Below are 8,136 nucleotides of genomic sequence, written 5' to 3'. Positions count from 1 at the left end.
CACGGACGTGACGGGCAACGTGACGTTGCCGGAGGGGACGGAGATGGTGATGCCGGGCGACAACGTGTCGATCTCGGCCGAGCTGATTACGCCCATCGCCATGGAGAAGGGCCTGCGCTTTGCCATCCGCGAGGGCGGACGTACGGTAGGCGCGGGAACCATTACTGAAATCATCGACTAGAGAGGAGAATCCTCTCTTTTCACAGGCCAGTAGCTCAATTGGCAGAGCACCGGTCTCCAAAACCGGGGGTTGGGGGTTCGAGCCCCTCCTGGCCTGCCATTTTTGGCTGGACCGGGCCGTCCGCTGCGGCGACAGACGGTACGCGGGGATTGAACGACGAACAATGCTACAGAAGATCCAGCAAGCGCCCGGACGCTTGGCCAAGTTCTACACTGACGTGCGCAATGAACTGCGCAAGGTCACTTGGCCCGGCAAGAAAGAAGTTTACGGCACCACCACCGTGGTTCTGGTGTCGGTTTTCTTTTTCGGCATCTATCTCTACGTGGTCGACATCATTTTGAGTTATGCCGTCAACTGGATCACGGAAACGTTTCGTTAAAGGCGTCCTCCCTGGGAAGACGCCGCATCATCGAGGAGAGTGAGTCATCAGCTCCGAAAGCGGCGAGAAAAAGTGGTACATCGTCCACACCTATTCGGGCTTCGAGCGCAAGGTCGCTGAAGGCCTGATGAACCGGGTGCAGGTGTACGGCTTGCAAGACAAGATCGGGCAGATCCTCATACCCACCGAGGACGTGGTGGAGATGAAGGGCGGAAAGAAGGTCGTGACCTCCAAGCTTTTCTTCCCGGGCTACATCCTGGTGGAAATGGAGATGACCGACCAGACCTGGTACTTGGTCAAGAACACGCCCAAGGTCACCGGCTTCGTCAGCCAGGGCAGCAAGCCCACTCCGCTGACCGAAGAGGAGGTGAACGAGGTGGTGCACCGGGTTTCGGCTTCCGACGAGAAGCCCAAGCCCAAGTTCACTTTCGAGAAAGGCGAAACCGTCAAGATCATCGACGGGCCTTTCGAGAATTTCACGGGTGTCTGCGAGGAAGTCAACATGGAGCGCAGCACCCTCAAGGTTATGGTGACGATTTTCGGCCGCGCTACTCCGGTCGAGTTGGAATTCGTACAGGTCGAGAAGGTCTGAGGACCGCGGCCTGACCAGACATAGAGGCACGAGGACAAATGGCGAAGAAAGTTATCGGCCAGATCAAGCTGCAGATCCCGGCGGGCAAGGCCACTCCTGCTCCCCCCGTGGGTCCGGCGCTGGGTCAGCACGGCGTCAACATCATGGACTTCTGCAAGGCCTTCAATGCCAAGACGCAGGGCCAGGAAGGCCTGATTATTCCCGTGGTCATCAGCGTCTATCAGGACCGCAGCTACGACTTCATCACCAAGACGCCTCCTGCCGCCGTGCTGCTGAAGCGGGCTGCCAGCATCGCCAAAGGCGCCGCTGAACCGCATGCCGAGAAGGTGGGGGAGGTGACCTTGAAGCAGGTTCAGGAGATCGCCCAGACCAAGATGCCCGACTTGAACGCCAACGACCTGGAAGGGGCCACCAAAATCATTTTGGGCACGGCCCGCAGCATGGGAATCAAGTTGGCTGAATGAATGCCGCCGCCGGGCGGTCATAGAGGTTAAGAGAATGCCCAAGAGAGGTAAGAGCTACGCCGACAGCCGGTCCAAGGTCGACCGGCATAGAGAATACTCGCTGGAAGATGCCGTCAAGCTGATGAAGGACATCAAGTTCGCCGGCTTCGACGAGACGGCCGAAGTTTCCGTCAACCTGGGCGTCGACCCCAAGCACGCCGACCAGATGGTCAGAGGCACCGTGGTGCTTCCCAACGGTTTGGGCAAGACGGTCAGGGTCTGCGTGATCGCCGCCGGCGAAAAGGTCAAGGAGGCCGAAGAGGCCGGAGCCGACTTTGCCGGCGGAGAGGACCTGGTCGAGAAGATTCAGGGCGGTTGGCTCGATTTTGACGCCGTGGTGGCCACCCCCGACATGATGAAGTCGGTGGGGAAACTGGGCCGCGTACTGGGTCCGCGGGGGCTGATGCCCAATCCCAAGGCCGGATCGGTGACCTTCGACGTGGGCAGGGCGGTTAACGAGATTAAGGCCGGCCGCGTGGAGTTCCGGGTCGACAAGAACGGTATCATCCACGCCCCCTTCGGAAAAATCTCCTTCGACACCCCCAAGCTGGTGGAAAACGCCCGCTCGCTGCTGGACGCGGTCATCCGTTCCAAGCCGGCCGCGTCGAAAGGACGCTACCTGCGCGGCATCTACGTTTCTTCCACCATGGGGCCGGGCATCAAGGTGGATGCCGGACAACTCGAAGCCACTTGATTTCCTGCCGCGGCAGGGCAGGCCCTCCTCAGCCCTGGCGACGGAGGGTTGAATACGTGAGCGGTGCAAAACAATGGACAGGACAGAAAAGCAGCAGAACATCGAAGATTTGAACCAGATCTTCAGCGGCAACACGGGGGTTTTCCTCTTCGGTTTTTCGGGGATCGATGTCCCCGACATCACCAGGTTGCGGCAGGAGATCCACAAGGGCGGCAGCCAATACCGGGTTGTCAAGAACCGCCTGGCCAAACGGGCTGCCGAAGATACGGCGGTGGCGCAGCTCGCCGAGTACTTCAGCGGGCCCACGGCCATCGCCTTCACCTCGGATGACGTGGTGGGCCTGGCCAAGGCTGTCAAGAAGTTTTCAGAGGACCACTCAGGATTCGAATTCAAGGCCGGGGTCCTCAACGAAACGGCGCTCAACGCTGACGAAGTCAAGCAGCTTGCCGACATGCCTTCGCGCGAGGAACTGCTTTCCAAGCTGGTTTTCCTCATGCAGGCTCCTGTACGGCAGTTCGCCGCGGCTTTGCAGTCGCCTCTGCGCAATATGGCTTCTTGCCTGGCGCAGATCGCCGAGAAAAAAGACAAGTAAGCAATCAGAGAAAGAATCTGGAGGATACAGAATGTCGGTTACGCGTGAGCAAGTTTTGGAATGGATCGAGGGTGCCACCATCCTGGAAGTCAACGAGTTGGTCAAGGACATGGAAGAGAAGTTCGGCATTACGGCCGCCGCCATGGCTCCTGTGGCCGCCGCTGGAGCCGCGGGTGCGGCCGATGCCGGCGCAGCCGCCGAGGAGAAGACCGAATTCGATGTGGTTCTCAAGGATATCGGCGCCAAGAAAATCAACGTCATTAAGGCGGTCCGCGAAGTGACCAGCCTGGGTTTGAAGGAAGCCAAGGATTTGGTGGAGAGCGCTCCCAAGGCCGTTAAGGAAGGCGTCAGCAAAGAAGAGGCCGAAGAGATCAAGAAGAAGTTCGAGGACGCCGGAGCCACCGTCGAGGTTCAATAGGCTCCGACCGGCCTACGAGAGCGGTACCAGGTCGCAAGGCGCCCGCGGGCGCCTCGACTTGCTCTTGGAATGGACGGTGTGCTAACTTAATGGCAGCATGCCGTTTTATTCGTTATCGCAGGCTGAAGTGAAGGAAAGGGGATAGGGTCAACTCCTTTTTCTTTGTCGTTCCGTAAGAGGTCTGCAATCCCGGCGTTCGCGCGCCACTTCTTTTTTTGAGTGCTGTTGAAAGCTAGCATTCGCTTTGGCTTGGATTTTTCCCGTTTTCCCCGCCTCTGGGGGAGAGTGTCTTCCGCCCATTCCGTTGGCCTTTGCAGGGCAACGTCCACCTCAGTTCAAGGGGGCCATCACGCATGACAGATTTTATTGACAACGTCCACCGCGAAAGAGTCGACTTCGCCAAAATCAAGGCGGCCTTTCCCATCCCCAATCTGCTGGAAGTGCAGAAGCAGTCCTACAAGCGCTTTCTGCAGATGGACCTGCTGCCCGACGAGCGCGAAGATATCGGCTTGCAGGCCGTTTTCGGCTCGGTTTTCCCCATCTCCGACTTCAGGGGCACTTCTTCGCTGGAGTTCGTCGACTACTCCATCGGCAATTGGGAGTGCAAGTGCGGCAAGCTGGAAGGGCTCTCCCACCTGCGCGGGCGCTGCAAGGAATGCGGTGAAACGCTAGTCCTCAACCCGTACAGCATCGAGGACATCTTCTGTCCTTCTTGCGGCACCCGCAACAGGAACGACGTGGAGCGCTGCGACGATTGCGGCGATCCCGTGCAGCTCAAGTTCAAGTACAACATCGAAGAGTGCAAGGAGCGCGGCATGTCCTACGCCGTGCCCCTCAAGGTGACCATCAGGCTGGTGGTGTGGGACAAGGATCCCGACACCGACGCCAAGACCATCCGCGACATCAAGGAGCAAGAGGTTTACTTCGGCGACATTCCCCTGATGACCGACAAGGGGCTTTTCATCATCAACGGCACCGAGCGGGTCATCGTCAGCCAGTTGCACCGTTCGCCGGGCGTGTTCTTCGAGTCCTCCGACCGCAAGACCTACTACCTGGGCAAGATCATTCCCTATCGCGGCTCCTGGGTTGAGTTCGAGTACGACTCCAAGAACATTCTCTACATCCGCATCGACCGCAAGCGCAAGTTCGTGGCCACCATCTTCCTCAGAGCGCTGGGCTTCGGCAGCGATGAAGAGATCCTTCGCCGCTTCTACAAGGTTGCTCAGATCCGTCTCAAGAAGAAGAAGCTCTTTCGGGTCCTGGACGAGCAGATGGTGCGCAGCAAGATCAGCAAGGACATTTCCGACCCCAACAAGAAGGGCGGCGTCCTGGTGGCGGCCGGACGCAAGATTACCAACAGCGCTTTCGCCAAGCTCAAGAAAGCCGGGGTGGAAGAGGTCGAGATCGGCATCGAAGACCTGGCCGGAGCTTTCTCGGTAGCCGAGATCATCGACGAGGACTCGGGCGAGATTTTAGTGGAATCCAACGCCGAGGTCACCGGATCGACGGTCAATGCCTTGCTCGACGCCGGCGTCGAGGAGCTGGACTTGTTCTTTCCGGAACGCGACGAAATCGGCAGCACCTTGTCCGATTCGCTCAAAAAGGACACGGTCACCAACACCGACGATGCGCTCATCGAGATCTACCGTAAGCAGCGCCCTGGCGATCCTCCCACGCTGGAGACCGCCAACGCGCTCTTTCACGGAATGTTCTTCGATCCCCGCAAGTACGACTTCTCGCGTGTGGGCCGGCTCAAGTTCAACATCAAGCTGGGCACCAACACTTCCCTGGACGACCGCACCCTGACTCCCGAGGACTTCTGCGAGGTGATCGGCTACCTGCTCAGGCTGCAGAAGGGCATCGGCCAGGTCGACGACATCGACCACTTGGGCAACCGGCGCGTGCGGGCCGTCGGCGAGTTGCTGGAAAACCAGTTCCGCCTGGGCCTGGTGCGAATGGAGCGGGCCATCAAGGAGAAGATGAGCGTCCACCAGGAAATGGCCACCGCCATGCCTCACGACCTCATCAACGCCAAGCCGGTCATGGCCGCCATCCGGGAGTTTTTCGGCAGCAGCCAGCTTTCCCAGTTCATGGACCAGACCAACCCGCTTTCGGAGATCACCCACAAGCGCCGCCTCTCGGCTCTGGGGCCGGGTGGTCTGAGCCGGGAACGGGCCGGATTCGAGGTGCGCGACGTGCACCCCACTCACTACGGGCGCATCTGCCCCATCGAGACTCCGGAAGGACCCAACATCGGGCTTATTTCCTCTTTGAGCTGCTATGCCCGCGTGGACGAGTTTGGTTTCATCGAGTCGCCCTACCGCAAGGTGGTGGACGGACGGGTAATCGACTACGTCAACATCATCCAGGGCGGCAAGACCGATTTCAAGGTGGGTGGCGTCTATCCCAAAGAAGAAGTGGACGCCGTCAACGCCAAGATCAAGGCCGGCAAGGACAAGGCCCTTTACGAGCCCCATGCTTTCTACCTGACGGCCTGGGACGGCGATAAGTACGTCATCGCCCAGGCCAACATCGAACTGGACGAGAAGCAGAACATCGTCCGCGAGCGTGTCAGCGCCCGCCACGAGGGCAACTTCGTCTTCGTGCCCAATGAAGAGGTGCAATACGTGGACGTCTCGCCCAAACAGTTGGTGAGCGTGGCGGCCAGCCTCATTCCCTTCCTGGAAAACGACGACGCCAACCGGGCCCTGATGGGGTCCAACATGCAGCGCCAGGCCGTGCCCCTGCTGCAGTCGGACGCTCCTTTCGTGGGCACCGGCATGGAGTACATCGCGGCCCGCGATTCAGGAGCGGTCACCCTGTGCCGTCGCGACGGCATCGTGGACAGTGTGGACGCCGAGCGCATCATTGTCCGCGTCACCGGCAGCGAAGGCGAAGAATCGCCTCTGGACGGCGGGGTCGACATCTACAAGCTGACCAAGTTCCAGCGCTCCAATCAGAACACCTGCATCAACCAGAAGCCTCTGGTCGGCGCTGGCGAGCGGGTCCGCAAGGGGCAGGTTCTGGCCGATGGTCCCTGCACCGAGAAGGGCGAGCTGGCGCTGGGCCGAAACGTGCTGGTGGCCTTCATGCCCTGGCGCGGATACAACTTCGAAGACGCCATCCTGGTCAGCGAACGTCTGGTCAAGGAAGATCTCTACACTTCCATTCACATCGAAGAACTCGAGCTGGAAGCCCGCGACACCAAGCTGGGCGCCGAAGAGATCACCCGCGACATTCCCAACGTGGGAGAAGGCGTTCTGGCCGACCTGGACGAGAGCGGAGTCATCCGCATCGGCGCCAAGGTCAAGCCGGGCGTCATTCTGGTGGGCAAGGTCACGCCCAAAGGCGAGACTCAGTTGACGCCGGAAGAGAAACTGCTGCGGGCCATTTTCGGCGAAAAGGCCGGTGAGGTGAAGGACGCCTCGCTCTACGCTCCGCCGGGAATCGAAGGCACCGTGGTCGACGTCAAGATCTTTTCCCGCAAGGGCGTGGAGAAGGACCAGCGCGCCCTGCAGATCGAGCAGGAAGAGGTGGAACGGCTTGAGAAAGACCTCCAGGACGAGATCCGCATCATCCGCGAGGAAAGCGCCAAGCGCGTCATGTCGGTGCTGGCCGGCGCCAAGGCCGCTCAGTCGGTCGTCGATCTGGACGGCAACAAGTACGCTGACAAGGGAGCCAAGCTGGATATCAAGAGCCTTTCCGGCCTCAGCTACCTGGAATTGAAGGACGTGCTGGTCGACGACGAAGACCGCATGCAGCAGGTCTACGACATCCAGGAGAAGACCGAGCGCCAGGTCAAGATTCTGCGCTCGCTCCATGAGGAGCGCTTGGGCCGCATGGAGAAGGGCGACGAACTGGCTCCTGGCGTGATCAAGATGGTCAAGGTCTACGTGGCCATGAAGCGCAAGCTCAGCGTCGGCGACAAGATGGCCGGACGGCACGGCAACAAGGGCGTCATTTCGCGCGTCCTGCCCGAAGAAGACATGCCCTACCTGCCCGACGGCACTCCCGTCGAAATCGTCCTCAACCCCTTGGGCGTGCCCTCCCGCATGAACGTGGGCCAGGTGTTGGAAACCCATCTGGGCTGGGCCGCCAAGGCCCTGGGTCTGCATTTCGCCACCCCGGTTTTCGACGGAGCCAGCGAAGACGAGATCCGCAAACAACTGACTTCAGGAGAATTGCCTGAGGACGGCAAGAGCATCCTCCACGACGGCATGACCGGAGAAGCCTTCGACCAAAAAGTGGCGGTGGGATACATCTACATGCTCAAGCTCAGCCATCTGGTTGACGACAAGATCCACGCCCGCTCCATCGGTCCCTACAGCCTCATCACCCAGCAGCCGCTGGGCGGCAAGGCCCAATTCGGCGGCCAGCGCTTCGGAGAGATGGAGGTGTGGGCGCTGGAAGCCTATGGCGCTGCCAACATCCTGCAGGAGTTGCTGACTGCCAAGAGCGACGACGTGCAGGGCCGCGCCAAGATCTACGAGGCCATCGTCAAGGGCGAGTCCTCCTACAACCCTGGGATTCCCGAGTCCTTCAACGTCCTCATCCGCGAGCTGCAATCGCTGGCGCTGGACGTTGAATTGATCGAGAAGCCCAAACGCCGCAAGCGCCGCCGCAAACTCTCTAAAGCCGAAGCGGCCCTCAGCGGCATCAGCGCCGACCGGGAGGCCGACGAATAAGATCCGCCGGAGGCGGCGCAACCTTCGCCGCAGGCGAGTGAAAGCAGGCAAGCAAAATTCCTCTCGGCCCGCCGACAGTGGGCCGACACGGA

At 60.1% G+C, this 8,136-nt stretch carries 8 protein-coding genes and 1 tRNA gene; all 9 read left to right on the top strand.

What is annotated here, in order from left to right; genetic code table 11:
* Window positions 1–181 (top strand): elongation factor Tu (tuf, locus tag VLU25_22190; GenBank protein HSR70652.1); only part of this gene is annotated, 181 nt, incomplete at its 5' end.
* A 23-nt stretch (window positions 182–204) separates the two neighbouring features.
* A tRNA-Trp gene (locus tag VLU25_22185) sits at window positions 205–280 on the top strand.
* Window positions 281–344: 64 nt separating this feature from the next.
* On the top strand, window positions 345–560 hold the full coding sequence (gene secE / locus VLU25_22180; GenBank protein HSR70651.1) for a preprotein translocase subunit SecE: 216 nt from the start codon (window positions 345–347) through the stop codon (window positions 558–560).
* A 46-nt stretch (window positions 561–606) separates the two neighbouring features.
* Window positions 607–1,152 carry a transcription termination/antitermination protein NusG gene (gene nusG / locus VLU25_22175; protein ID HSR70650.1) on the top strand — a complete coding sequence of 182 codons (546 nt, stop codon included), beginning with the start codon at window positions 607–609 and terminating at the stop codon, window positions 1,150–1,152.
* Between the two features lie 38 nt (window positions 1,153–1,190).
* Window positions 1,191–1,616, top strand: a complete 426-nt coding sequence (gene rplK, locus VLU25_22170) for a 50S ribosomal protein L11 (protein ID HSR70649.1) — start codon at window positions 1,191–1,193, stop codon at window positions 1,614–1,616.
* Window positions 1,617–1,650: 34 nt separating this feature from the next.
* Window positions 1,651–2,349, top strand: coding sequence for a 50S ribosomal protein L1 (gene rplA, locus VLU25_22165; GenBank protein HSR70648.1), 699 nt, complete (start codon window positions 1,651–1,653; stop codon window positions 2,347–2,349).
* A 73-nt stretch (window positions 2,350–2,422) separates the two neighbouring features.
* Window positions 2,423–2,941 (top strand): 50S ribosomal protein L10, encoded by a 519-nt coding sequence (gene rplJ, locus VLU25_22160; GenBank protein ID HSR70647.1) that lies wholly within the window; start codon window positions 2,423–2,425, stop codon window positions 2,939–2,941.
* A 31-nt stretch (window positions 2,942–2,972) separates the two neighbouring features.
* Window positions 2,973–3,359: a 50S ribosomal protein L7/L12 gene (gene rplL, locus VLU25_22155; GenBank protein HSR70646.1), complete on the top strand. Its 387-nt coding sequence runs from the start codon at window positions 2,973–2,975 to the stop codon at window positions 3,357–3,359.
* 353 nt (window positions 3,360–3,712) lie between these two features.
* On the top strand, window positions 3,713–8,044 hold the full coding sequence (rpoB, locus tag VLU25_22150; GenBank protein HSR70645.1) for a DNA-directed RNA polymerase subunit beta: 4,332 nt from the start codon (window positions 3,713–3,715) through the stop codon (window positions 8,042–8,044).
* Window positions 8,045–8,136 lie beyond the last annotated feature (92 nt).

The organism is Acidobacteriota bacterium (assembly GCA_035471785.1).
In the GTDB taxonomy this organism is placed as follows: Bacteria; Acidobacteriota; UBA6911; order RPQK01; family DATIPO01; genus JANQFM01.
This window is presented reverse-complemented; position numbering and strand designations above follow the sequence as displayed.

Bases quoted from the DNA above. Each gene is read 5' to 3' on its own strand.
- secE (HSR70651.1), top strand. From the start codon at position 345: ATGCTACAGAAGATCCAGCAAGCGCCCGGACGCTTGGCCAAGTTCTAC.
- rplK (HSR70649.1), top strand. From the start codon at position 1,191: ATGGCGAAGAAAGTTATCGGCCAGATCAAGCTGCAGATCCCGGCGGGC.
- rplA (HSR70648.1), top strand. From the start codon at position 1,651: ATGCCCAAGAGAGGTAAGAGCTACGCCGACAGCCGGTCCAAGGTCGAC.
- rplJ (HSR70647.1), top strand. From the start codon at position 2,423: ATGGACAGGACAGAAAAGCAGCAGAACATCGAAGATTTGAACCAGATC.
- rplL (HSR70646.1), top strand. From the start codon at position 2,973: ATGTCGGTTACGCGTGAGCAAGTTTTGGAATGGATCGAGGGTGCCACC.
- rpoB (HSR70645.1), top strand. From the start codon at position 3,713: ATGACAGATTTTATTGACAACGTCCACCGCGAAAGAGTCGACTTCGCC.